This is a genomic window from Kitasatospora sp. NPDC048722, from assembly GCF_040650235.1.
In the GTDB taxonomy this organism is placed as follows: Bacteria; Actinomycetota; Actinomycetes; order Streptomycetales; family Streptomycetaceae; genus Kitasatospora.
Map to the genome: position 1 here is coordinate 31,903 of NZ_JBEZGX010000056.1, position 25,391 is coordinate 57,293.

The following is a 25,391-nucleotide window of genomic DNA, read 5'->3' on the forward strand; positions in this document are numbered from 1 at the left end:
GCGGAAGATGCCGCAGGCCGGATCGGCCGCCGAGCATGTAACCGTGCCGCCGTATCGGACGGCGGGGAGCGGAGGAGAAGCATGCCGACGGTCCTGGGAACCTTGCGCCGACTGGTACTGGCGCCCTCACCGGCGGAGGTGACGTTCGCCCGGCGCGGGTTCCCGGCGGCGGCCTCACCGGTGACGCGCCGTCTGGAGGCGGTGCCGCAGGCGGTCGTGTGCGGGTTCGAGTGGGGAATCGAGGCGCGGGGGCCGCGCGAGGTCGAGGACCGGCTGCGCCTGGTGGACGCGGAGCAGCGCGGGTTCGCCTTCGAGGGCGCGACGATGGCCTTCACCGTCCTGGACGCGATGGGCCGGGGACACCGCACCCGCGACCTCCTGACCGGGGCCGGGCAGCCGCACATCTTCCTCGCGTACATCGGGATCGGGTTCGCGATGGCCCGCCTGCCGCGGCAGTTGTGGCCCAAGGTGCTGCCGGACCTGTCCGGCACGCCGTACCACCCGACGATGAGCTGGCTGGCTGTCGACGGGTACGGCTTCGACCTCGCGTACTTCCACACCCGGCGCTGGGTGGACGAGCAGCGGGTGCCGAGCCCCTACCCCTGGCAGGGCGCGCCGGGCTACTTCCCGCGTGCGGTGGACCAGGGGATCGGGCGGGCGCTGTGGTTCATCCACGGCGCTCAGCACCGTCAAGTGTCGCAGGCCGTGGGCAGGTTCGCCCCGCACCGGCGAGCCGACCTGTGGAGCGGGGTGGGCCTCGCGGCGACGTTCGCCGGCGGGTGCGACGCCGCCCAGCTGGAGGAACTGGCCGACGACGCGGGCGAGCACCGGGCGGAGCTGGCGCAGGGGTCGGTGTTCGCCTCGAAGGCGCGGGTGTACGCGGGCTTCGTCCCCGGGCACGGCGAGGAGGCCTCGCTGGCGCTCACCGGTCTGTCGGTCGCGGACGCGGCGGCGCTCGGCGACGAGTGCGCGGTGTTCGCCGACGCGGCCTCGCCCGCGGACCCGCCGGCGTACGAGGCGTGGCGGACGAACGTGCGCAAGCGGTTCGCGGGGTCGGATCCCCGCCACGGCACCGGCTGAGCATTTCAGAAGAAAGACGAGAGCATTCGCGAAGAAGCGTCCGTCCGCCGGAACGGGAATTATCCAGGGTAAGGCTCGTCAATCTCCGTACCACGGAAAGGAGAGCAGAGTGCCAAGCCCGTTGCGGACATTACGGCGGCGCGTGCTGACGCCGAACACCGCCGAGACCAAGCTGGCCAAGCGGGGTTTCCACGAGAAGTCGCCGGAGGCCCGGGACCTCCTCGAAACCGTCGGGGCCCGTTTCCTCGAAGGCTATGCGTACGCGGTGGAGTCCGGTGCGCCCGCCGAGGCCGAGCACCGGCTGGAAACCGTCCCGGACCGATTCCGCGGTTTCGCCTACGAGGGGGCCGGCATGGGATTCGCCATGCTGGACGGGCTGCCGCTCCAGGGCCGCGGCTGGGTGGGGGGATTCCTCGCCGGGCGGGGGGCCGACCACCACTACATGGTGTACGTCGGAATCGGCTGGGCGATGGCGCGGCTGCCGCGTTTCTGCTGGCCCGACATCACCGCCCTCGACCCCCTGCTGCGCTGGCTCGTGCTCGACGGCTACGGATTCCACCAGGCGTACTTCGCGACCGACCGGTACGTCCACGGCCGGTTCCGGGAGCGGGCGTTCCCGTGGCCGGCCGACGACTCGCCCGGGTACGTGAACCGGGCGATCGACCAGGGGATCGGCCGGGCGCTGTGGTTCGTCGGCGGCACCGACCCGGGCGTCGTCGCCGGGCTGATCGAGCGGTTCCACGAGTCCCGGCACTCCGACCTGTACGGCGGCGCCGGTCTGGCCGCGGCCTACGCGGGCGGCGTGGACGAGGCGGAGCTGCGGGACTTCCGGGAGCGGGCCGGCGCGCACCGGGCGATCGTCGCCCAGGGCGCCGCGTTCGCGTGCGAGGCCCGCATCCACGCGGGGCTGCTCGGCCCGCACACCGAGCTCGCCGCCGAGGTGCTCTGCGGCACCTCCGCCGCCGCGGCCGCCAAGGTCACCCAGGACCTGCGCCCCACCGGGCGCTCGAACGGCCCGGTGCCGTCCTTCGAGACCTGGCGCCAGGCCATCGCCGACGCGTTCGCCACCACGGGAAGGAACTGACCGGTGCCCACCCTCCTTGGCCGGGTCCGCCTGCAACTGCCCGGCATCATCGCCGTGCTGGCGATCGTCGCCGGCTACTTCCTGGTCCTGCCGTCGACGCCGTCGGCCGCCGAGCAGGACACCATGGCGAGCCGCTTCCACTTCACGCCGCTGCCGATCGAGCTGCCGCCCGCGGCGAAGCAGCAGACGATCCGCACCGTCAACAAGGACTACGAGCACATCCGCGCCTGGATCTCCTCGGTCGGCGCGGCCATCACCATGACGGACCTGCGCGGCACCGGCAAGTCCGGCGACCTGTGCCTGGTCGACACCCGCACCGACCAGGTCGACGTCACACCCGTGCCCGGCTCCGACGGCCCGCACTACGCGCCGTTCGCGCTCGACCCGTCCCCGCTGCCGATGAACGACTACATCGCGCCGATGGGCTGCGCGGCGGGCGACTTCAACGAGGACGGCCGCACCGACCTGCTGGTCTACTACTGGGGCCGCACCCCGGTCCTGTTCCTCGCCAAGCCCGACGCCACCACGATCGACGCGCACGCCTTCGAGCCGGTCGAGCTCGTGCCCGGGCCCAACGCGATGGACGGCAAGTACACCGGCGCGCAGTGGAACACCAACACCGCGACCGTCGCGGACTTCGACGGGGACGGCCACCAGGACCTCTTCATCGGCAACTACTTCCCCGACGGGCCCGTCCTGGACGACCGGGTCAGCGGCGGCGTGGTCATGAACCACTCGATGTCCCACGCCCAGAACAGCGGCGGCAAGTACGTCTGCCGCTGGACCGGCGGGAACACGGCCGACCGGCCCTCCGCCGGTTTCCAGTGCTCCGACGACGCCTTCCCCGCGGAGGCCAAGCACGGCTGGTCGCTCGCCTCCAGCTCGATCGACCTCGACGGCGACCAGCTGCCCGAGCTGTACGTCGCCAACGACTTCGGCAACGACCGCCTGCTGCACAACGTCTCCACCCCCGGCCACCCGAAGTTCGACCTCGTCACCGGGGCGCGCGACGGCTCCACGCCGAAGTCCAAGATCCTCGGCAACGACTCCTTCAAGGGCATGGGCGTCGACTTCGGGGACCTCTCCGGCAGGAAGGGCCTCTACGACCTGTTCGTCAGCAACATCACCACCTCCTTCGGCATCGAGGAGAGCAACTTCCAGTTCATGAACACCGCGCGGGACCAGGCCGACCTGCGCGCCCAGCTCTCCAACGGCACCGCCCCGTTCGCCGACCACAGCGCCGAGGACGGCACCGCGTGGTCCGGCTGGGGCTGGGACGTCAAGATGGGCGACTTCGACAACAGCGGCCAGCTCGCGATCGTCCAGGCCACCGGCTTCGTCAAGGGCAAGACCAACCGCTGGCCACAGCTCCAGGAGCTCGCGACCGCCAACGACGCGCTGCTCGACAACCCGTGGTGGTGGCCCAACGTCAAGGCCGGCGACGACCTCGGCGGCGACCAGACCCTGCGCTTCTTCGTCAAGGGCGCCGACGGCCACTACAGCAACCTCTCCGACCGGCTCGGCCTCGCCGTCCCCGTGCCCACCCGCGGCATCGCCACCGGCGACGCCTACGGCGACGGCAAGCTCGACTTCGCGGTGGCCCGCCAGTGGGACGCCCCGGTCTTCTACCGCAACGACAGCCCCGACACGGGCTCCTACCTCGGCCTGCGGCTCACCTACGACACCCCCAGCGCCGCCGGGCCGATGCCCGCCCCGGGATCCCCGGCGATCGGCGCCGAGGTCGAGGTCACCACCCTCGACGGGCGCAAGCTCATCGACCGCGTCGACGGCGGCAGCGGCCACTCCGGCAAGCGCAGCCACTACGTGCACATCGGCCTCGGCAAGGGCGTCACCGGCCCGCTGCCGGTCTGCCTCCAGTGGCGCGACCGCGACGGCCAGGTGCACCGGCAGACCGTGACGCTCACCCCGGGGTGGCACTCGCTCCAACTCGGCAGCCAGGCCAAGGAGAAGTGACGGACATGGCAGACAAGGCCCCTACGACCACACAGCCGGCACCTCCGGCGCCCGCTGCCGGCGGCAAGGCGGCCACCGCCTCCCGGCACGAGCCCAAGGTCGTCATCGCGCTGCGCCGCTTCGCGATCTCGATCACGATCTTCAACATCCTCGGCTACACCGTGCTCGGCTTCGAACAGCCCTGGACGTGGCCGCTGATCGCCCTCGCCACCGCGTACACCACCGAGATCGCGCTGGAGCTGGTCGGCGCCAAGGTCGAGGGCCGGCGCCCGCGCTTCCTCGGCAACGGCCTGCCCGGGGTACTGGAGTTCCTCTACCCCTCGCACATCACCGGCCTCGCGCTGAACATGCTGACCTACGTCAACGACCGGGTCTACGTGATGATGTTCGGCGTCGTCTTCGCCGTCAGCGCCAAGTGGGTGCTGCGGGTGCCGGTGCGCGGCCGGCTGCGGCACTACATGAACCCGTCGAACTTCGGCATCGCCGCGATCCTCGTGCTCTTCCCGTGGGCCAGCATCGCGCCGCCCTACCACTTCACCGAGCACACCAACACCCCGTTCAGCTGGCTGATCGTGCTCGGCATCCTGATGTCCGGCACCATCCTCAACGCCAAGCTCACCGGCCGCACCTGGCTGATCCTCGGGTGGCTGTCCGCCTTCGCCCTCCAGGCCGTGCTCCGCGGGCTGATCTTCGGCACGTCGATCCAGGGCGCACTCGCGATGATGACGGGCGTCGCCTTCGTCCTCTTCACCAACTACATGATCACCGACCCCGGCACCACCCCGTCGAAGCCCGCCAACCAGATGGCCTTCGGTGCCGGCGTCGCGCTGATCTACGCCCTGTTCATGATCGCCCACATCGCGTACGGCATCTTCTTCGCCACCGCCCTCACCTGCCTGATCCGCGGCCTCTACCTCTGGTACGTCCACTTCCGCGACCGCGGACAGGAGGAGGCGCGGGCGACCCTCCTGCGGGCGGGCACGACCGGCAAGACGACGATGGCCGGAAAGGTCGCGGCGTGACCGCGACGGCCTCCCGGCGGGTGCCGCCCGGCCCTCCGCGCCGGGCGGCCCCCACCCTGCTGCGCCGCCTCGCCGGCGACCGCCTCGCCCTGATGCGGGCGGCCGCCACCGAGTACGGGGACGCGGTCCGGATCTCCATCGGCCCGAAGACCCTCTACTTCTTCAACCACCCCGACCACGCCAAGCACGTCCTGGCCGACAACGCGGCCAACTACCACAAGGGCATCGGGCTGATCCAGGCCCGCCGGGCCCTCGGCGACGGACTGCTCACCAGTGAGGGCGAGCTGTGGCGCAAGCAGCGCCGCGCGATCCAGCCGGTCTTCCAGCACAAGCGGATCAGCCGGCAGGCCGCCGCCGTCGCCGAGGAGGCCGCCAAACTCGTCGCCCGCCTGCGGGCGTTCGAGGACGGCCGGCCGGTCGACCTCGTCCAGGAGCTCACCGGGCTCACCCTCGGCGTGCTCGGCCGCACCCTGCTCGACACCGACCTCGGCGCCTTCGAGTCGATCGGCCACGAGTTCGAGGCCGTGCAGGACCAGGCCATGTTCGACATGGTGACGCTCGGCGCCGTGCCCGGCTGGATCCCGCTGCCCACGCAGCGGCGCTTCCGCCGGGCGCGCGCCGAACTCCAGCGCGTCGTCGACGCGCTGGTCGCCGAGCGGAACGCCCGGGACGGGGGCGGCGCCGGCGACGACGCGCTGTCGCTGATCATCGACTCGGCCCGCGGCGAGCCGGACCCCGCGGTCGGGCGGCAGCGGCTGCGCGACGAGATCGTCACCCTGCTCCTCGCCGGGCACGAGACCACCGCGAGCACCCTCGGCTGGACGTTCTACCTGGTGGACCGCCACCCCGAGGTGTTCGACCGGCTCCACGCCGAGGCCGTCGAGGTCCTCGGCGACCGCCCGCCGGAGTACGAGGACCTGCACCGGCTGCGGTACACCTCCCGCGTGGTGGAGGAGGTCATGCGCCTCTACCCGCCGGTCTGGATCCTGCCCCGGCAGGCCCAGGCCGACGACGAGATCGGCGGGTACCACGTGCCCGCCGGATCGGACGTCCTGATCTGCCCGTACACCCTGCACCGCCACCCGGCGTTCTGGGACGCCCCCGAGCAGTTCGACCCGGACCGCTTCGACCCCGACCGGCCCCGCCCGGAGGGCGCGGGCCCGGAGCGCCCGCGCTACGCCTACCTGCCGTTCGGTGCGGGCCCGCGGTTCTGCGTGGGCAGCCACCTCGGGCTGCTGGAGGCGACGTTCACGATCGCCGTCCTGGTGCGCGAGCTGCGGCTCGCGAAGGTGCCGGGGCACCGCGTGGTGCCCGAGCCGATGCTGTCGCTGCGCGTGCGCGGCGGCCTGCCGATGACGGTGCACCGTGCCGGGGGCTGAACGGCCCGCCGGGTAGGCGCCCCCGGGGAGTCCCGGGGAACGGACGAGGGGCCCATCGTGCTCGGTGGGCCCCTCTGTCGTGCGCGGCTGTCCCGTCGGCCGCCGGCTCCACCCGCCGTCCGCTGCCCGGCGACGGCGCGTGCAGGCCCGTCAGCCGGTGCCCGCTCGCGCCAGGCCGGCGCGCACGGCGGCCGTCCGGACGTCCATCAGGGCCAGCAGCACCGGCGGGTCGACCGTGTGCTTGGGCCGCATCACCAGGTCGGCCGGGATCACCGGGACGTCCGCGCGCACCTCGATCGGCCCGACCGAGCCGACGAACACCTCCTGCTCACCCAGCAGGACCTCGTCGAAGGCCGCGGGCACCGAGTGCGCCAGCAGGTACCACGTCCCGGGGGGTACACCGTCGATCAGGTACCGCCCGGGGCCGGGCAGGACGACGCAGCCGGCCGGCCGGCCCTGGGGAATGCGGGTGGGGAAGAGGCCGAGGAACACCTGTCCGAGCAACCCGGCGACGGCGCTGCGCACTTCGCCCCGCACGGAGGACGTCTCGTCGGCCGCGTGGCCCTCGACGCCGATCCCCGGGGTGTAGCCGCCGAGTTGGCGGAACATGGTGGGGGAGATGCCGACACTGGCCGCGAAGCGGGAGCTGAACGTCCCGACGCTGTTGTACCCGACGTGGTGGCTGATCTCGGTGACGGTGAACGTCGTTTCCAACAGGAGACGTTTGGCCTCCTGTATCCGGATCGCGGAGAGGAACCGCCGGGGCGACACCCCCGTGACGCGCTGGAATTCTCGCGAGAAGTGGAATTTGCTGTACATCGCTGCGCGCGCCATGTCGTCTATGGTGAGTATCTCACCAATGTTTTCCTGCATCGTCTCGATGGCGCGAGTCACGGCCTGTTCGATAGCCGGCTTCATTGCTACCCCAGATTCTAGGAGCCGCTTTCGGTTCGACAGTTGTGATGCCCTGGCGCCGACCTGACCAGCAATAACCGCGGTCGTCTGGTCCCCCCCTCGGCAGCGTCAGTGCCCATGTTCAACCCACCCCCCTCCGCCAGGGAACGTTCAGCGGTTCTTCACCGCGGGTTGGCGGGCGGTCTCGGTCGCCCAGGGACCGCCATGATCGGAAGTTGCGCGTCCGTGATGAATGAAGACCGTAGCAGTGCATGTCAGGCGCAACAAGAGCCCGTCATATTCATGGCATGCCCTCAGCCAGTGGCGGAATACCTACTCCTGCGTATTGCCATCCGAGGCAGCAACACGGAAGAAGCGGACATGGCAAGTACGCGGCAAGTCGGCGCAACTGACGGGGCGTCGGGAGCAGCAACGCCGAAGATGCGCGGGCGCGTGGTTCGCATGCACGATACTGCCGTCGCGCCTGCGAAACGGGGGTGGCGGTGCCCGCGCTCCCGGTTTCCGAACGGGGCGCACCGGTGTCGGCCCCCCGGCTTTCCCACCCACGAACCCGAGGAGACGCCAGTGCGCTCCGACATATCGGATGAGTACCGGGCTCGAACGATGACCCTGGAGGCATTCGCGGACACCATCGTCCCCGGCGAGAAGCGGTCACCCGACGACCGGGCGGTGGCCGGGGCATCGGCCGGCGGCGGCGCCGTGGCGGCCGGGGCGATCGAGCTCCTGGAGACGCCCGCCACCGGGATCTCCACCGCCCTGGACGACTACGCCGAGGCGCTCAACCGCCACGCCCGCGCCTTCGCGGCCGGGCGGGGGCTCGCGCTCGACGACGACGTCCCGCCGTTCGTCGCGCTCCCCTTCGACGAACGCACGGCGCTGGCCCAGGAGCTGACGTCGCCCCGGCACCCGGAGAAGGAGCTGTGGGTGCTGCTGACCCTCTTCAGCAACATGGCCTTCGACACCGCGGCCCACCTGCACACCACCGACGCCATGGCGGCCGGCCACCCCGGCCTCCTCGCGATGGGCTTCTTCGACCCGGGCGAGGACGCCCTGTGGCGGTTCCCCGACTTCTCCTACGGCCGCCCGCTGGCCGAGATCCACCCGGACACGACGGCGACAGGGAGCCCCGCATGACCTCCACGGAGAAGACCGACGTCCTCGTGGTCGGCAGTGGTTTCGGCGGCGCGATCGCGGCGTACCACCTGGCCGCGGGCGGCGCGAAGGTCACCGTCCTGGAACGCGGCCCCTGGCTGACGGCCGGCGACTTCGAGCACGACTTCCTGCTCGGCTCGTCCTACACCCGGATCTTCGACTTCGTCGTCGGCGACGGGATGAGCCTGCTCGGCGGCAACTGCGTCGGCGGCGGCAGCGTCGTCTACTTCGCCGCGATGCCGCGCGCGCCGCGCTTCGTCTTCGACCGCGTCAACGCCACCGGTGCGCGGCTGTGGCCGAAGGCCGTCAGCCGCGAGGTCCTCGACCCGTGGTACGACCGCGTCGCCGAGGCGCTGCCGATCACCCAGCAGGACTGGAACGACGTCACCTACGCGGGCGGCCTGTTCGCCGCCGCCTGCGCGCACGCCGGCCGCACCGCCAACCCGGTGCCCGCCGCCGTCGACCGCGCGAAGTGCACCAACTGCAACTGGATGATGGCCGGCTGCCGCTTCGACGCGAAGCGTTCCCTGCTGCTCAACTACCTGCCCGCCGCGCTCGCCCACGGCGCCGAGATCCGGCCGCTGCACGAGGTCCAGAAGCTCACCCGCACCGAGGGCGGCGGCTACCGCGTCCACTACAACGTCGTCGACGACGTCGACTACCGCGTCCACCACGAGAGCGGCGTCATCGACGCGAAGATCGTCGTCCTCGCGGCGGGCGCCGGCGCCACCCCCGTCATCCTCCAGCGCTCCGAGGCGGACCTCGGCCGGATGCCGCACGCCGTGGGCCGCTACTTCTCCGGCAACGGCGAACGCCTCAACACCGCCGTCGTCGACGAGGACAAGGCCCGCGACCTGCTCGGCCTCGGCCGCGGCGAGGGACTCGCCCCCTACGGCGCCAACCAGATCGGCAAGGGCCCGGTCGTCGCCAGCTGGGACACCCTCGACGGGTCCCGGCCGGTCGGCTCCCGCTACTCGCTCGAACAGCTCTACTTCCCGCCCGGCTTCGGCACCATCCTCGCCCAGGTGCCGGACGCCACCGGTCCCAGCTGGTTCGGCCGCGAGAAGAAGGAGCTCGTCCGGCAGTGGCAGTCCTGGCTGACCATCTTCACGATGGTCGAGGACGACAACGAGGGCGTCTTCGGCCCGCCTCCGCCCACCGGCAACGCCGTGCGCATCTCCCAGCAGATGCTCGGACGCGGGCCGATCGGCTACGTGCCCACCGAGAGCACCCTGCGCGGCTGGGCCGAGTCGGACGCCGCCGTGAAGGACATCCTCGAACGCGACGGCCTGGCCCGCGTGATGCCCTGGACCAACGACGTCGTCGGCGCCTACACCGTGCACCCGCTCGCCTCCTGCCGCATCGGCGACGACCCGGAGACCTCCGCCCTCGACGACGGGCACGAACTCCGCGGCCACCCGGGCATCTTCGTCACCGACGGCTCCGCCGTCCCGGCCGCCCTGACGGTGAACCCGGCGCTCACGATCTCGGCCCTCGCCGAGCGCGCGATCCCGGGCATCGTGCGGGCCGCCCGGGAACGCGGCGTGGACGTCGAGTACGGCGCGCCCGGCCCCGGCGGCGAGACCGCCGGACGGCGCGGGGTGAAACCCCAGCTGCCCGGCCTGCTGGGTACGTAGCCATGGCAGGGTCACTCGTGCGTGTCGCACTGAGGAGCTCCCTCGCGCAGATCCGCCACGTCGCCCCCGTCCGCCCCGCGCGGGCGGGGGCCCCGGTGGCGCGCGTCTACGCCGAGGTGGAGCGGGAGTTCGGGATGCTCGCACCGCCCGTCGCCCTGCACGCACCGGCCCCGCCGGTACTGGCGGCGGCGTGGATGATGCTGCGCGAGACGCTCGTCGCCGCGGGCCGGGCGGATCGGGCGCGGAAGGAGGCGGTGGCCGCGGCCGTCTCCCTTGCCAACGCGTGCCCGTACTGCGTCGAGGTGCACACGACGGCGATCGAGGCGCTCGGCGGGTCCGTGGGGGAAGGCGCACCGGAGCCGTTTCCCCCGGCGCTGGTACCGGAGTTGGTCGGGGTGGCCGTCACCTTCCACTACCTCAACCGGATGGTGAGCCTGTTCCTGGGGGACAGTCCGATGCCGCCCAAGGCCCCGCCGGCCGCCCGCCGGGCGGCGCGGACGCTGCTCGGCCGGCTGGCCCGCCGGAGCGCGAACGCGGCGCCCTCGCCGGGGGGTTCGCTCGACCTGCTCCCCGCGGCCCGGCTGCCCGAGGACCTGCTGTGGGCGGCCGGCACCCCGAGCATCGCGGGTGCCCTCGCGCGGGCGGCGGCGGCCATCGACGAGGGCGGGGAGCGGGCGGTCCCGGCCCCCGTCCGCGCACTCGTCACCGCCGAACTGGCCGCCTGGGACGGCACCCCGCCCGGCCTGAGCCGGGCCTGGCTCGAACCGGCGCTCTCGTCCCTGCCCCCGGAGCACCGGTCGGCCGGTCGGCTGGCCCTCCTGACGGCGAAGGCCGCCTATCAGGTGGACGACGCCGTCGTGGCCGCTGCCCGCCGAACCGCCCCGAACGACGCCCGGTTGATCGAACTGAGCGCCTGGACGTCCCTGGCCGCCGCCCGCCGGCTGGCGGCCCGGATGGTCGCCCCGTCCCGCTGATCCGCTGCCGACCGAAGCCCCCGCCCGTCCGGCGCTCCCCCGCCCGGACGGACGGGGGCTTCGCCGTGTCCGGGGCCGCGCCGCCGCTGCTCAGCCCAGGCCGAGGGTCATGTGCGGGTACCCGAGGTGGATGCGGTCGCCGAGGCGGACGCCGAGGTCCGCGATGAACTCCTCGATGCGCGCGGTGGCCTCCGCCACGCCGCCCGTCTCTCCCTTGAACTCGAACTCGACGAAGTCGCCGAGCCCGGCCACGGTGTCGAAGGCGACGGCGATCTCCTCGGCGGTCCACTCCTCGCGGACCTTGTCGACCACGGTGAGCCGGGTGAAGCCGAGCGCGGCCAGGATCCGGCGGACGGCCTCGGCGTCCTCGACGGCGCTCTCGTACTCGTCGCAGTGGGTCTTCACCGGCGCCTCGACCGGGTGGAACAGCTTGAAGTTGACCGAGGCCCCGTCCTGCCCCTCGCGGATCCGCAGCCACTCGGACACCACCTCGCCGGCCAGGAAGTCCCGGTGGGGGGAGTTGTAGTAGGTGTCGACCTGCCGGGACGGCTCGCCGGGCTTGCCGCCGCGCCCGGCGAGGGTGGCCCGCAGGTCGTCGGGCGGGCTGAGGAGCCGGTACTTCTGCTCGACCTCGATGTACTTCACGTGCGCGTCCCCTGTCCGTGGGTGCGGGTGCCGGCGGTGTGCCGGACCGAGATCATCACGGCCGGGCCGCGGGCATGTCAGCGGGAGCGCGCAGTTCACCCGAACGGACTACTTCAGGGGGCGTCGCGAAGTTGGCCGAAAAGCCCCGTCGACCACCGAATCTGATGACGCCGTTATGGAAACAATGGATGACGCCGTTATGCAAAGCATGGATGACGCTGTTATGCAATAAACCCCTCCCGGAGCAGCCGCAAAGCACGCTCGAAGTAGACACCCGGGCCCCGGCCGGGCAGCCTTGATTCGGATACGGCGTGCCGTTCCCGGTGGGGGTGGCGGGTCGTCAATTCGGATCCAAGGGGCGGTGAATACGTGAGCAGCCAGCGGGTCGCCATCGTGGGAATCGGGCTCAGGTACCCGGACGCGAATTCCCCGAACGAACTCTGGGAGAACGTCCTGGGCGGGCGCCGGGCATTTCGGCGACTGCCGGACGAGCGGATGAACCACGCCGACTACTGGTCGGCCGACCGGACCGCGCCGGACCGGTTCTACGCGAGCAAGGCCGCGGTGCTCCGCGATTTCACGTTCGACCGGGTGGCCTACAGCGTCGCCGGGAGCACGTACCGCTCGACGGACCTGACGCACTGGCTGGCCCTCGACACGGCCGCCCGGGCACTGGCCGACGCGGGATTCCCAGGAGGGGAGGGACTTCCCGCCGAGTCCACCGGGGTCGTCGTCGGGAACAGCCTCACCGGGGAATTCTCGCGGGCCAACATCATGCGCCTGCGCTGGCCCTACGTGCGCCGGACGGTCGCCGCGGCGCTCACCGGAAAAGGCTGGTCCGAGGAGGCCGCCGCCGAGTTCCTGGCGGAATTGGAACCGGCGTACAAGGCGCCTTTCCCACCGATCGACGAGGATTCCCTCGCAGGCGGCCTGGCGAACACCATCGCGGGCCGGATCTGCAACCACTTCGACCTGCGCGGCGGCGGGTACACCGTCGACGGCGCCTGCTCCTCGTCGCTGCTGTCCGTCATCACCGCCGCCCGGTCGCTCGCCGACGGCGATCTCGACGTGGCGCTCGCGGGGGGCGTCGACCTGTCCATCGACCCGTTCGAGGTGATCGGCTTCGCCAAGACGGGCGCACTCGCCACCGGCGAGATGAAGGTCTACGACCGGGACTCCAACGGCTTCTGGCCCGGCGAGGGCTCCGGCATGCTCGTGCTCATGCGCGAGGACGACGCCCTCGCGGCCGGCCGCCGGATCTACGCGACGATCGCCGGCTGGGGCGTCTCCTCGGACGGCAAGGGCGGCATCACCCGCCCCGAGGCGGGCGGCCACCGGCTCGCGATCGCCCGCGCCTACGAGCAGGCGGGGTACGGCGTCGAGACCGTCTCCTACTTCGAGGGGCACGGCACCGGCACGGCCCTCGGCGACGCCACCGAGATCGAGGCGCTGTCCTCCGCCCGCCGCGCCGCCGCCCCCGGGGCCCGCCCGGCCGCGCTCGGCACCGTCAAGGGCAACTTCGGGCACACCAAGGCCGCCGCCGGCGTCGCGGGCCTGATCAAGGCCGCGCTCGCGGTGCACCACCAGGTGATCCCGCCGGGCACCGGCCACCACGACCCGCACCCGGGCCTGCTCGGCGACGGCGCCGCGCTCTACGTGCCGGGCGCCGCCGAGCTGTGGCCCGAGGACCAGCCGGTCCGGGCGGGCGTCTCCGCGATGGGCTTCGGCGGCATCAACACCCACATCGCGGTGGCCGCCGTCCCCGGCGTCCGCCGCCGCACCGCCGTCGACGCCGACACCGGGCGGCTGGTGGCCGGCCGTCAGGACGCCGAGCTGCTGCTCCTGGACGCCCGCGACCGCGACGGCCTGCGCGAGGAGGCGCAGCGCCTGCTCGGCATCGTCCCCAAGCTGGCCCAGGCCGAACTCGCGGACCTGGCCGCCGGATCGGCGGGGCGGCTGACCGGGGCGCGGGTCCGGGCGGCGCTCGTCGTGACCTCGCCGGACGACGCCGTCCGCGCGCTGGAGCGGCTGGTGTCCCTGCTCGACGCGGCAGCCGCGGATGCGAACGCCGCGGACGCGGGCGCTGAAGCAGGGTTCCTGCCCGGTGAAGGCGTCTTCCTCGGCGCCTCCACCGGCACCCCGCCGCGGATCGCCTTCCTCTTCCCCGGCCAGGGCTCGGGCCGCGGCGCCGTCGGCGCGGTGCGCCGCCGCTTCGCCGCCGCCGAGGAGGTCCACCGCCTGGCCGGCCTGCCGCGGGGCGCCGACCACGTCGACACCCGCGTCGCCCAGCCCCGCATCGTCGCCGGCTCGCTCGGCGCGCTGCGCGTCCTCGACGGGCTCGGCATCTGCGCCGCCACCGCCGTCGGTCACAGCCTCGGCGAACTGACCGCGCTGCACTGGGCCGGCGCGCTCACCGAGGAGCAGGTGCTGCGCCTGGCCACCGTGCGCGGACAGGTGATGGCCGAGGCGAGCCGGGGCGGCGGTGCGATGGCCGGCCTGGCCGCGACGCCGGAGGACGTGGCGCGCTTGTGCGCGGGCCTCGACGTCGTCGTCGCCGGCTACAACGGCCCCCGGCAGACGGTCGTCTCCGGCCCCGCTGCCGCTGTCGAGGAGGCCTGCCGGCGGGCCGCGGCCGACGGCGTCACCGCGACCCGGCTCAACGTGTCGCACGCCTTCCACTCCCCGCTGGTCGCCCCCGCCGCCCGCGCGATGGCCGAGCGGCTGCGCGAGGTCGACTTCGCCCGGCCGGTCCGCCCGCACGTCTCGACCGTCACCGGCGCCCTGCTCGACCCGGACGCCGACCTGCGGGCGCTGCTGTGCGACCAGGTGTCCCTGCCCGTGCGCTTCCACGAGGCCGCCGCCGTCGCCGCGGCCGGCGCCGACCTGGTCGTCGAGGTCGGCCCCGGCCGGGTGCTGTCCGGCCTGCTCGCCGAGATCGCGCCGGACCGCCCGGTCCTCGCCGTCGACACCGACAGTCCGTCCCTCGGGCCGCTGCTGCGCGTCGTCGCCGCCGCCCACGTGCTCGGCGCGCCCGTCCGGGCCGAGGCGCTGTTCGCCGGGCGGCTCATCCGCCCGCTGCCCGCGGACGGCGCCATGACGTTCCTCGCCAGCCCCTGCGAATCCGCCCCTGCTATCGACGCCGCCCTGCTCGCCCCGGCGAGGACGCCCGCCGAGGCCAACCCGGTCGAGGCCGCCGGGGAGTCCACGCTGGACCTCCTGCGCCGCCTCGCCGCCGACCGGGTCGAGCTGCCGCTGGAGTCCGTCACCTCCTCGACCCACCCGATGGACGACCTGCACCTCAGCTCGATCACCGTCGGCCAGATCGTCAACGACGTCACCCGCGCGCTCGGCCTGCCCGCCCTGGAGGCCACCACCGGCTACGCGACCGTGCGCCTCGGCGAACTCGCCGACCTCATCGACGGACTGGCGCGCACCGCCGAGGACGGCGCCGCGCCGACGGCCGAGGTCCCGGGCGTGGCGCCGTGGGTCCGCCCGTTCGCAGTCGAACACGTCGAGGCGCCGCTGCCCGCGACCGCCGCCACGGGGGCGACCGGCCGCTGGACGGTCTTCGGCGGGGTCGGGGTGCAGGAAGCGGCCGAGCCGCTGCGCGCCGCCCTCGCCGGGGCCGGCATCGGCGACGGCGTGCTCCTGTGCCTGCCCGAGGACGCCGGCCCCGACGACGCCGACCTGTTCCTCGCCGCGGGCCGCGCCGCCGCCACCGCCCCGCCCGGTACCCGCCTGGTCGTCGTCCAGCGCCGCCTCGGCGCGACCGGCCTCGCCAAGACGCTCCACCTGGAGCACCCGTCCGTCCCCACCACCGTCGTGGAACTCCCCGACCCCCTCGCGCCCGGTGCCGTCGCCCTGGTCGTCGCGGAGGCCGCCGCCACCACCGGCTTCACCGAGGTCCGCTACCGGCCCGACGGCACCCGGACGGTGCCCGTGCTGCGCCCGCTGACACCACCGGACGGGCCCCTGACGTCCCCGCTCGACGGCGGCGACGTCCTGCTCGTCACCGGCGGCGGCAAGGGCATCACCGCCGAGTGCGCCCTGGCCATGGCCCGGGACTCCGGCGCCGCCCTCGCCCTCGTCGGCCGCGCGGACCCGGCGACCGACCCCGAACTCGCCGCCAACCTCGCCCGGATGACCGCCGCCGGCCTGCGCCCGCACTACGAGCGCGCCGACGTCACCGACGCCGCGCAGGTCGCCGCCGCCGTCGAACGCCTGGAACGCGCCCTCGGCCCGGTCACCGCCGTCCTGCACGGCGCCGGCCGCAACGAGCCCGCCGCCCTCACCGCCCTGACCGCCGACGACTTCCGCCGCACCCTCGCCCCGAAGACCGGCGGCCTGGCCGCCGTCCTCGCCGCCGTCACGCCCGAGCGCCTCAAGCTCCTGATCACCTTCGGTTCCATCATCGGCCGCGCCGGCCTGCGCGGAGAGGCGCACTACGCCACCGCCAACGACTGGATGACCGAACTCACCCTGCGCTTCGGCGAACGGCACCCCCGGGCCCGCGCCCTCGCCGTCGAGTGGTCCGTGTGGTCCGGCGCCGGCATGGGCGAACGCCTCGGCGTCGTCGAGTCGCTGATGCGCGAGGGCATCACCCCGATCTCCACCGACGAGGGCATCCGCGTCCTGCGCGAACTGCTCGCGGACCCGGCCGCCGGGCCCGCCGTCGTCGTCAGCGGACGTGCCGCCGGCCTGCCCACCCTCGCCCTCGACCGGCCAGAACTGCCGCTCGGCCGCTTCGTCGAGCGCGTCCTCGCGCACTACCCGGGCGTCGAGCTCGTCACCGAGGCCGAACTCACCGAGGGCAGCGACCCGTACCTCCTCGACCACCAGCTCGACGGAGACCTCCTCTTCCCCGCCGTCCTCGGCATGGAGGCGATGGCCCAGGTCGCGGGTGCCGTCGGCGGACACACAGGGCCGCCGGTGCTGGAGGACGTCGAGTTCCTGCGGCCCATCGCCGTGCGCCCCGGCGGCTCCACCACGCTGCGCGTCGCCGCCCTCGTCCAGGACGCCGGCACCGTCGACGTCGTCCTGCGCACCGCGGACACCGGCTTCGCCGCCGACCACTTCCGCGCCCGCCTGCGCTACCCCCGGCCCGCCGTGCCGGGCGGCCCCCGCTCCGCCGCCTTCGACCTGCCCACCGTCCCCGTCGACCCGGTCACCGAGCTCTACGGCAGCGTCCTGTTCCAGGGCAAGCGCTTCCAGCGCCTCCTGGACTACCGCCGCGCGAGCGCCCGGCACGCCGTCGCCGAGGTCTCCACCACCACGCCGGCCCCCTGGTTCGCGGCCTACCTCCCGCAGGACCACGTCCTCGCCGACCCCGGCACCCGCGACACGATGATGCACGCCCTCCAGTGCTGCGTCCCCGACGCCACCCTCCTGCCGCGCGGCATCGAACGCCTCTGGCTCGCCGAACCCGCCGACCAGGACACCGAGTTCGTCGTGCTCGACGCCCGCGAACGCAGCCAGGACGGCGACACCTACGTCTACGACCTCGACGTCCGCGCCCCGGACGGCCGGGTGGTCGAACGCTGGGAGGGCCTGACCCTCGTCGCCGTCCGCAAGCGCGACGGCGCCGGACCCTGGGTGCCCGCGATGCTCGGCTCCTACCTCGAACGCAGGCTGGAGGCCGTGCTCGGCGGCAGCCGCGCCGTCGTCGTCGAGGCCGCCGGGGACGAACCCGACCGGCGCACCCGCACCGCCGCCGCCGTCTCCCGGGCGCTCGGCGCGATCGCCGAGCTGCGCCACCGGCCCGACGGCAAACCGGAGTTGGACGGTCACGCGGTGTCCGCCTCGCACAGTGGCGGGCTGACCCTCGCGGTGGTCGGCGCCGACGGCGCGCGGCTGGCGTGCGACGTCGAGACGGTCCTGCCGCGCACCGAGGAGGACTGGTCCGGACTGCTCGGCGAGGCTCAACTCCCGCTGCGCGACCTCCTGGTGGCCGAGGCCGGCTGCCCGCCGGACCTCGCCGCCACCCGGGTGTGGTGCGCCCTGGAGTGCCTGCGCAAGTCCGCCGCCACCGGCCAGGCCCTCACGCTCGACCGGATCGAGGGCTCCGGCTGGGTGGTGCTGTCGGCCGGCGACGCGTCCGTCGCCACCTGGGCGACCACCGTCACCGACCGCGACGAACCCGTCGTCCTCGCCGTCCTCACCGGGAAGGGGGAGTGATGTCCGCCTACTACGAGATCAGGCACACCGTCGGCTTCGAGGAGACCAACCTCGTCGGCAACGTCTACTACGTCAACTATCTGCGCTGGCAAGGGCGTTGCCGGGAGATGTTCCTCAAGGAGAAGGCCCCCGGGGTGCTCGCCGAACTCCAGGACGACCTCAAGCTGTTCACGCTCAGGGTCGACTGCGAGTTCTTCGCCGAGATCACCGCCTTCGACGAACTCTCCGTCCGCATGCGGCTGGAGGAGGTCACCCAGACCCAGCTCCAGTTCAGCTTCGACTACGTGCGCCTGGCCGGCGTCGAGGAGATCCTCGTCGCCCGCGGCCGCCAGCGGATCGCCTGCATGCGCGGCCCCAACACGCACACCGTCCCCGCCCTGGTGCCGCCGGAGCTGCGCCTCGCTCTCGCCCCGTACGCCGACCCGCTGCGGCCGGCCGCACCGGTGGGCCCGGTCGGCTCGGCCGGTGCGGGACGGCCGCGGTGATCGGGGCCGGCGCGGACCTGCGCGCCACCATGGCCGGCTTCGCGACCGGCGTCACCGTCCTCACCACGGGCGGCGGCAGCGTGCACGGGATGACCGCGAACTCCTTCACCTCGGTGTCGCTGGAGCCGCCGATGGTCCTGTGCTGCGTGTCCCGCACGGCGGTCATGCACGAGGCCATCACCGCCGTCCGCTCCTTCGCGGTCTCCGTGCTGAGCGCCGAACAGGAGGGCCTGGCCCGCTACTTCGCCGACCGGGGCCGCCCGCTGGGGGCCGCCCAGTTCCGCGAGGTCGACTGGCGGCCGGGCCCGTTCACGGGCGCGCCGCTGCTGGCCGGTTCGCTCGCCTGGCTGGAGTGCAAGCTCGCCGAGGTCTACGAGGGCGGCGACCACTCCATCTTCCTCGGCGAGGTGCTCGCGACCGACCGGACCCCCGACGAGCGGGCGCTGCTGTTCTACGGCGGCGGCTTCCACCGGACGAGCTGAGGAGACAGGGATGTTGGTGTGCGTGACCGGCGGCACCGGGTTCGTCGGCGTCCACTCCGTCGCGGAGCTCGTCCGCCGCGGCCACCGGGTGCGGATCCTCGCCCGCGACCCGGGCGCGGCCGAGCGCGGCCTGGCCTCGCTCGCCGTCGACCCGTCCGCCGTCGGCGTGGTGGCGGGCGACGTCACCGTCGAGCGCGACGTCCGCCGGGCGGTGGCGGGCGCGGACGCGGTCCTGCACGCCGCATCCGTCTACTCCTTCGACAGCCGCCACCACGCGGCGATGCGCGCCACCAACGCGCGCGGCACCGAGCTCGTCCTCGGTGCCGCGCGCAGGGCCGGCGCCGCCCGCATCGTCCACGTCTCCAGCGTCGTCGCCCTCCTGCCCGCCGGGGCCGGCCCGCTGCACGCGGACACACCCGTCGGGCGGCCGCGTGAGGCCTACATGGCGAGCAAGGCCGCCGCCGAGCGCATCGCCCGCCGCCACCAGACCGACGGCGCCCCGGTCCTCATCGCCTACCCGCCCGCGCTCCTCGGCCCGCACGACCCCGGGCCCGGCGACCAGAACACCCGGCTGCGCAACACCCTGCGCGGCCTGATGCCCCTGTGGCCGCTCGGCGGCTTCCCGGTCGGCGACGTCCGGGACACCGCCCGCCTGCACGCCGACCTGCTCACCACCCACCCGATCGCCGAAACCCCCGTCGACAACCGCCACTTCGCCCCCGGCCGCCACCTCCCGACCCGCACCTACCTGCGCACCCTCCGCGAGGTCACCGGTCGTTCCCTCCCCGCCCTCCACCTCCCTGCCGCCCCGATGCTCCCCGTCGGCGCCCTCGCGACGGCCGCCCAGCGCCTGTGGCCCTGGCACATCCCGGCCGAGTACGGCGCCATCTACACCTGCGCCCACGCCCGCCCGGTGGCCGCCACCGCGAGCACCGGGGGCCTGGCCCCACGCCCGATGACCGAGACGATGACGGACACCATCCGCTGGCTCCACGACCGCGGCCTGCTGACGGCGCACCAGGCGGGCCGGGCACTCGACGTCCACCGGACCGAGCCCGGTTAGGTCCTCCGTGGCAGGATCCACCGAAAGCATCCGCCCGCCCGGGCGGAGGGCGAGGAAGCGTGCCGAGGACCTTCGGCATCGAAGCCGAGGGGGACGATCGGATGACCGTGGACACCAGACCGCCGCTGCCGAAGCGCGTGCTCGGGCCCACCTCCTGACCGGTGCCCTGCCTGCCACGGCCAGCACCTGCGGGAGCTGAAGCCGAGACGCGCACTCGACAGATAGCTCTCACTGAGAGCTAAAATGGGGGCGTGAGTGCGGAAGCCGTGGAACCACTGGAGGCCGGGCCCCTCGACCCCCTCGACGCCGCGCTGGCCGACGAGTTCTCCACCCTCCTCGTCGGCATCCAGCGCATGGTCCGCCGCCGCCTGCGCGACGGCCTCACCGAACCGCGCCTGCGCGGCGCCCAGGTCGAACTCCTCCGCCTGGTCACCCACGCCCCCGGGATGCGGGTGTCCGACGCGGCCAAGGAGCTCAGCCTGGCCGGCAACTCGGTCTCGACGCTGGTCAACCAGCTCGTCGGCCTGGGCCTCCTGCGCCGCGAGGTGGACCCGGCCGACCGCCGCGCCGCCCTGCTGTACGTGACCGACGAAGCCGTCGAACGCCTTGCCGCCTGGCGGGCCCGTCGCACGGAGCTCATGGAGCACCTCGTGACGGGCCTGCCCGCCACGGACCGGGCGGCGCTGGCCGCCGCGCTGCCTGCCCTGCGCGGCGTCGCCGAGGGCCTGCGCACCCTGCCGGGGGAGGACGGGCGATGACCACTGCACAGGACGACGCGGTCGTGTGCCGTGGCCTGGAGTACACGTTCCACCACGGTCGACGAAAGGCCCACGCGACCAAGGCCGTCGACGGCATCGACCTCACCGTGCACACCGGCGAGGTGTTCGGCCTGCTCGGCCCCAACGGCGCGGGCAAGACCACGACGATCCGCGCGATCACCACACTGCTCCCGGTGAGCTCCGGCATGGTGCGGGTCTTCGGCAACGACGCGGCCAAGCGGCGCATGGAGGTGCGCCGCACGCTCGGCTACGTGCCGCAGCAGCTGTCCGCCGAGTCGGGGCTGACCGGGCGGGAGAACGTCGCCCTGTTCGCCCGCGTCTTCGACGTGCCGCGCTCCGAGCGCGCCGCGCGGGTCGCCCAGGCGCTGGCCGCCGTCGACCTCACCGACGCCGCCGACCGCATGGCCGGCACCTACTCCGGCGGCATGGTGCGCCGCCTGGAACTCGCCCAGGCCCTGGTCAGCGCCCCGCGCCTGCTGGTCCTGGACGAGCCGACGATCGGCCTGGACCCGATCGCCCGCACCGGCGTCTGGGAGCGGGTGGACGCCGTCCGCCGCGCCACCGGCATGACCGTCCTGGTCACCACCCACTACATGGACGAGGCGGAGCGCCACTGCGACCGCATCGCCCTCATGGACCGCGGCCGCATCCGCGCCCTCGGCACCCCTGAGGAGCTCAAGGCCCAGGTCCGCGAGCAGGACCCGGCGCAGCCCGCCCCCACCCTCGACGACGTGTTCCGCCACTTCGCGGGCCGCGACCTCACCCGCTCCGACAACGCGGAAGGAGACTTCAGCGATGTCCGTCGTACCCGCCGCACAGCCGGCCGCGTCGGCTGAACCCGCAGGGCCGGCCCCCGCCGGCGCCGACCTCGGCCTGCTGCTCGTTCCCCCGCGCGCCCGCACCGGCTGGCGGCTGGTGCCGGCCCGGGTGGTCGCGATGTGCACGGTCGAGCTGCAGAAGCTGCGCCACGACCGCACCGAGCTCTACACCCGGGCGATCCAGCCCGCGCTCTGGCTCCTGATCTTCGGCGAGACCTTCACCCGCCTGAAGGCCATCCCGACCGGCGGGATCCCTTACCTGGACTACCTCGCGCCGGGCATCATCGCCCAGTCCGCGATGTTCATCGCGATCTTCTACGGCATCATGATCATCTGGGAGCGGGACTCCGGAGTCCTCACCAAGCTCCTGGTCACCCCGACCCCGCGGGCCGCCCTGGTCACCGGAAAGGCCTTCGCCGCCGGGGTGAAGGCGGTGCTCCAGGCCGTCGTGGTCGTCCTGATCGCGGCCGCGCTCGGCGTCGCGATGACGTGGAACCCGCTGCGCCTGCTCGGGGTCGTGGTCGCGGTGCTGCTCGGTTCCGCGTTCTTCTCGTGCCTGTCGATGGCCATCGCGGGCATCGTCCTGACCCGCGACCGTCTGATGGGCATCGGCCAGGCCATGCCGTGCCCGTAACCTATTTACATGGATGAAGGGGAGCAGCAGACAGGCCGTCAGCCCGAACGAGCGCGCCGACTGGCGAAGTTCGTCGTGCCTCGCCAGCGAGGGCATTCCCGCGTCGACTGGACTGGAGAGCCAGCCGCGCTGTACTGCCGGATCTCGCATGCGAGCGACGACGACCAGACCGGCGTAGACCGCCAGGAGCGCATCTGCCGGGACATCGCGGAACGCCTGGGCGTCCTGGTCTCCAGCGATCTCGTGTTCGTGGACAACAACCGGTCGGCGTGGAAGCGCAACCGCAAGCGGCCCGGATGGGACGGTCTTCTCGAAGCCGTCCGATCGGGGCGCGTTCGACACATCATCACGTACCACCCCGACCGACTCATGCGGCAGCCGCATGATCTCGAAGAGCTCTTGCACATCTCCGACGAGCACGACATCACGTTGCACGGGCAGGCGAACCGGCGGAATCTCGCCGACCCTGACGACCGGTTCTTCCTGCGCATCGAAGTAGCCCACTCGTGCCGGTCCAGTGACGACACCTCACGTCGACTGCTGGACGCCACGGTTGACCGCGCCCGCGACGGTCTGCCGCATGGCGGCAAGCGCCGGTACGGCTACACCCCCAACGGCATGGAGATCGTTCGCGATGAGGCGATCATCGTTCGAGAGGTGTTCTCCAGGTACTTGGAAGGCGACACGCCCCAGAAGATCGCCAACGACCTGAACAGGCGAGAGAAGCGAACCGCACTCGGCAAGGAGTGGAACCCGCAGACCGTTCGGGCGTTGCTGGACAACCCGCACGTAGCGGGGATCCGAATGTTCCGGGGCGAGGAGATCGGAGACGGAGAGTGGCCTGCGATCATCGCGCGAGGACTCTGGGAGGAGGTACGGGACCGGCGGTCCTACCGGGCTCCTGTCGAGCCTGGGAAGGAGGATGCGGAGGACCGGTTCTATCTCCTGCGCGGCGTGGTGATCTGCAAGCGGTGCGCGGTCCGGATGGCAGGCTCCGACGGGAGGTATCTCTGTGGGCGCAGCCAGCGCACGGATTCCGCCTCTTGCGGCCGGACTGTGTCTGCTCCCACCTTGGAGAGCTTCGTGAGGGATGCTGCCATCAAGATCCTCGAACGGTTGGAAGTGACGGGCAGCTCCGCGCCGGCGGTCCTGTCCGCGACCGACGCGGCGGCTATCGAGGCCGATCGCCAGGAGCTGAGCGAACTCAAGGAGATGTGGGAGTCCCGGGAACTGTCAACGCGCGAGTACCGAGCCATGCGCAAGACCGTTGAGGACCGCATCGCAGCCGTGCAGAAGAAATTGATCATTCGGCCGGCGGTCGAAGTGCTCGAAGGGCTGGTCGGCCCTCACGCCGAACAGAGTTGGAAGGCGCTTGAAGCTGCCAAGGATCACCAGCGCATGAACGCGGTCATGCGCTTCCTGTTCTCGGCAGTGATCATCGATGCTTCGAGCCTTCGTGGTCGGACTTTTGACTACGGGCGGGTGGAGATCGAGCCGAACCCCATTCTCTGAATATACTCAGTCGCCCGACGGATTTCCGTATCCCTGTTCGACCTATGGTTGAGCAGGGATTTCCCGCCTCCAGATGGCCGGTTGACGATCGAGGCGACTATTTCGGCCATAGTCAGTGCTTAAGCTACGCGCTCCGAACGTTGAGCCTTGCGTGAGCCGGATTCTTCCGGTTGAGAGGTCGTATATAGGCTGGATAGAGCCTAAACGGTTCCTGTCGCCGTGATGGCCAGGACGGCCATATCGAGGATAATGAATCCGACATATGCTATAAAAAGTGCGGCAGTGATAGTGCCGAATCGAAAAACCATCCTGGATTTCCAGGCCTCAGGGTCTTCCAGTAGCTGATTGCGATTGTCTGTAACGGACCATGGCAGTGCCAAGCTGTGGTGCACCCTTTTGTGTTGGTGGCTATATAGCTGCAGCTCTTCCTCCAGTACAGTCTTTACCCTAAGCGCCTCCAGATAGTACCTTCTGTGCCCCCTGAGTGCATATAGCCCGAGGAGGCTGAATCCTGTTGCGATACTCAGCAATGCCAGCTGGGTCGCAGTATGCGTCGACCCGCCGGATCTACTTCCTGCAAGAGCGCCAACGGCTGTCAAAATTACTACCTGTAGGCCAGTGAAAAATCTGACCCCATTCCAGACATCTGCATGTAAATCCCTGGTTCGCTCAATGGCGAGGTCATACAAGTGTACTAGCCGACGCTGTTCGGTAGAAATCTCCGAATGGTGAGTCAGATTCATTTCCGCTCCACTGACAGGTTCTCGCCAAATTCTGCCGTGATTTTTTCCAGATTTCGACGCCTGTATTTCTCGGTTTCCACGTCGTGGCCCCATACTGGATCGCGCAATACATCCTCCAGGTCCAACTCGGATCGAATGGATTTCCATGGCTTCAGTGCTTCGTCGAATCGTTCCTTCAGGTAATCCTCGCCTTGAAGTCCGTAGCCCGTAAAATCCCTGGTGGCATAATTGACCGATTCGGCTATTCCCTGCGCAAGTCCATCGATGGCAATTGAAAGTTCGCCAAACAGTGGAAGTGAGGCCAGGTGGTAGAGGTTGGCCCGTAAGGTCTCCCATCTTCCTCGAAGTTCCCGCACGCGCTCGTTCTTTTGGCTCCAGAGGTAAAAGAATGCTGGCTGACTCTCTTCCAAAAGTGCGGAGGCCTGGGCGAGAACTATCGCAGCCTCGCGTCGGCCAAGATCCCACTCCTGCTTCCGCTGATTCTCGGCTGCTTCGGCGCGGTCTCTTGCAGTTCGGCGTTCACCAAAGGCATAGGCGAGCCATGCCCCAAGACTGGCTGCCATGAGACCGAATATCCCACCAAGCAAAACACTCCAGTCCACCGAAACCTCTCCTAGCGAAGCTGTAGATTGACAGTCCTGATGTTAGATGTGCTGGAATTTTCGATTTCTTGTACTTCTACTGAACTTGATCGGGTGATGTCGGGGCCGTTCGCCTGACAGGCGCCGGACGGCTTCGGTAGGCCTGATTTGTGAGATACGCGCAGGGCGGCGGCTTGACCGACGCCGAGAGGGCCGCGCGCGAGCGGATCCGGCTGGAGGCAGTCGTCCGCTTCGAGG

At 71.8% G+C, this 25,391-nt stretch carries 20 protein-coding genes and 1 pseudogene; 16 read left to right on the forward strand and 5 right to left on the reverse strand.

Features of this window, described 5'->3' with window-relative positions; translation table 11 throughout:
* The first annotated feature begins 81 nt into the window (after positions 1-81).
* From AB0C76_RS31985 to AB0C76_RS32005, 5 genes are all read left to right on the forward strand, one after another.
* A complete protein-coding gene (locus tag AB0C76_RS31985; protein WP_359972297.1) occupies positions 82-1,080 on the forward strand; it encodes a DUF1702 family protein in 999 nt (332 codons plus the stop codon).
* A 109-nt stretch (positions 1,081-1,189) separates the two neighbouring features.
* Positions 1,190-2,164, forward strand: a complete 975-nt coding sequence (locus AB0C76_RS31990; RefSeq protein WP_359972299.1) for a DUF1702 family protein — start codon at positions 1,190-1,192, stop codon at positions 2,162-2,164.
* 123 nt (positions 2,165-2,287) lie between these two features.
* Entirely contained in the window at positions 2,288-4,138 is a 1,851-nt protein-coding gene (locus tag AB0C76_RS31995; RefSeq protein ID WP_359972331.1) for a CRTAC1 family protein, read from the forward strand.
* Positions 4,139-4,143: 5 nt separating this feature from the next.
* A complete protein-coding gene (locus tag AB0C76_RS32000) occupies positions 4,144-5,160 on the forward strand; it encodes an enediyne biosynthesis protein (protein WP_359972301.1) in 1,017 nt (338 codons plus the stop codon).
* A 92-nt stretch (positions 5,161-5,252) separates the two neighbouring features.
* A complete protein-coding gene (locus AB0C76_RS32005) occupies positions 5,253-6,539 on the forward strand; it encodes a cytochrome P450 (protein WP_359972333.1) in 1,287 nt (428 codons plus the stop codon).
* Between the two features lie 150 nt (positions 6,540-6,689).
* On the opposite strand, the gene AB0C76_RS32010 is transcribed toward AB0C76_RS32005, so the two are convergent.
* A complete protein-coding gene (locus AB0C76_RS32010) occupies positions 6,690-7,412 on the reverse strand; it encodes a helix-turn-helix transcriptional regulator (protein WP_359972303.1) in 723 nt (240 codons plus the stop codon).
* 645 nt (positions 7,413-8,057) lie between these two features.
* On the opposite strand from AB0C76_RS32010, the gene AB0C76_RS32015 reads away from it, so the two are divergent.
* From AB0C76_RS32015 to AB0C76_RS32025, 3 genes are read left to right on the forward strand one after another with little or no spacing between them, the layout of a single operon-like run.
* On the forward strand, positions 8,058-8,588 hold the full coding sequence (locus AB0C76_RS32015) for a DUF5987 family protein (protein ID WP_359972305.1): 531 nt from the start codon (positions 8,058-8,060) through the stop codon (positions 8,586-8,588).
* Positions 8,585-10,243 carry a GMC family oxidoreductase gene (locus AB0C76_RS32020; protein WP_359972307.1) on the forward strand — a complete coding sequence of 553 codons (1,659 nt, stop codon included), beginning with the start codon at positions 8,585-8,587 and terminating at the stop codon, positions 10,241-10,243. The genes AB0C76_RS32015 and AB0C76_RS32020 overlap by 4 nt, the downstream gene beginning before the upstream one ends.
* A gap of 17 nt (positions 10,244-10,260) precedes the next feature.
* Positions 10,261-11,217 carry a carboxymuconolactone decarboxylase family protein gene (locus tag AB0C76_RS32025; protein ID WP_359972309.1) on the forward strand — a complete coding sequence of 319 codons (957 nt, stop codon included), beginning with the start codon at positions 10,261-10,263 and terminating at the stop codon, positions 11,215-11,217.
* A gap of 90 nt (positions 11,218-11,307) precedes the next feature.
* Here the strand turns inward: AB0C76_RS32025 and cyaB are convergent, their stop codons facing one another.
* On the reverse strand, positions 11,308-11,862 hold the full coding sequence (gene cyaB, locus AB0C76_RS32030) for a class IV adenylate cyclase (protein WP_359972311.1): 555 nt from the start codon (positions 11,860-11,862) through the stop codon (positions 11,308-11,310).
* Between the two features lie 369 nt (positions 11,863-12,231).
* Here cyaB and AB0C76_RS32035 point away from each other — a divergent pair, with 369 nt between their 5' ends.
* The 8 genes and pseudogenes from AB0C76_RS32035 (at position 12,232) to AB0C76_RS32070 (ending at position 23,809) form a co-directional block, all read left to right on the forward strand.
* Positions 12,232-18,036, forward strand: a complete 5,805-nt coding sequence (locus tag AB0C76_RS32035) for a type I polyketide synthase (protein ID WP_359972313.1) — start codon at positions 12,232-12,234, stop codon at positions 18,034-18,036.
* On the forward strand, positions 18,036-18,521 hold the full coding sequence (locus AB0C76_RS32040) for an acyl-CoA thioesterase (RefSeq protein WP_359972315.1): 486 nt from the start codon (positions 18,036-18,038) through the stop codon (positions 18,519-18,521). The genes AB0C76_RS32035 and AB0C76_RS32040 overlap by 1 nt, the downstream gene beginning before the upstream one ends.
* 29 nt (positions 18,522-18,550) lie before the next feature.
* A complete protein-coding gene (locus AB0C76_RS32045; protein WP_359972335.1) occupies positions 18,551-19,003 on the forward strand; it encodes a flavin reductase family protein in 453 nt (150 codons plus the stop codon).
* Positions 19,004-19,013: 10 nt separating this feature from the next.
* Positions 19,014-20,066, forward strand: a complete 1,053-nt coding sequence (locus AB0C76_RS32050) for an NAD-dependent epimerase/dehydratase family protein (protein ID WP_359972317.1) — start codon at positions 19,014-19,016, stop codon at positions 20,064-20,066.
* A 353-nt stretch (positions 20,067-20,419) separates the two neighbouring features.
* Positions 20,420-20,824 (forward strand): MarR family transcriptional regulator, encoded by a 405-nt coding sequence (locus tag AB0C76_RS32055; protein WP_359972337.1) that lies wholly within the window; start codon positions 20,420-20,422, stop codon positions 20,822-20,824.
* Positions 20,821-21,681, forward strand: coding sequence for an ATP-binding cassette domain-containing protein (locus AB0C76_RS32060; RefSeq protein WP_359972319.1), 861 nt, complete (start codon positions 20,821-20,823; stop codon positions 21,679-21,681). Before AB0C76_RS32055 ends, AB0C76_RS32060 begins: the two co-directional genes overlap by 4 nt.
* Positions 21,641-22,285: pseudogene (locus tag AB0C76_RS32065) on the forward strand (ABC transporter permease); the annotation flags it as partial. The gene AB0C76_RS32060 and the pseudogene AB0C76_RS32065, both read left to right, overlap by 41 nt.
* A gap of 21 nt (positions 22,286-22,306) precedes the next feature.
* The gene (locus AB0C76_RS32070; protein ID WP_359972321.1) at positions 22,307-23,809 is read left to right on the forward strand and encodes a recombinase family protein; all 1,503 of its coding nucleotides are present in this window, start codon (positions 22,307-22,309) and stop codon (positions 23,807-23,809) included.
* A 200-nt stretch (positions 23,810-24,009) separates the two neighbouring features.
* Here the strand turns inward: AB0C76_RS32070 and AB0C76_RS32075 are convergent, their stop codons facing one another.
* The 3 genes from AB0C76_RS32075 to AB0C76_RS32085 form a co-directional block, all read right to left on the reverse strand.
* Complete coding sequence (locus AB0C76_RS32075) at positions 24,010-24,498, reverse strand: hypothetical protein (RefSeq protein WP_359972323.1); 489 nt, start codon at positions 24,496-24,498, stop codon at positions 24,010-24,012.
* Between the two features lie 50 nt (positions 24,499-24,548).
* On the reverse strand, positions 24,549-25,154 hold the full coding sequence (locus tag AB0C76_RS32080; protein ID WP_359972325.1) for a hypothetical protein: 606 nt from the start codon (positions 25,152-25,154) through the stop codon (positions 24,549-24,551).
* Between the two features lie 11 nt (positions 25,155-25,165).
* Positions 25,166-25,391, reverse strand: a 226-nt coding sequence (locus AB0C76_RS32085; RefSeq protein ID WP_359972327.1) for a hypothetical protein, incomplete at its 5' end; no start/stop codon positions are given.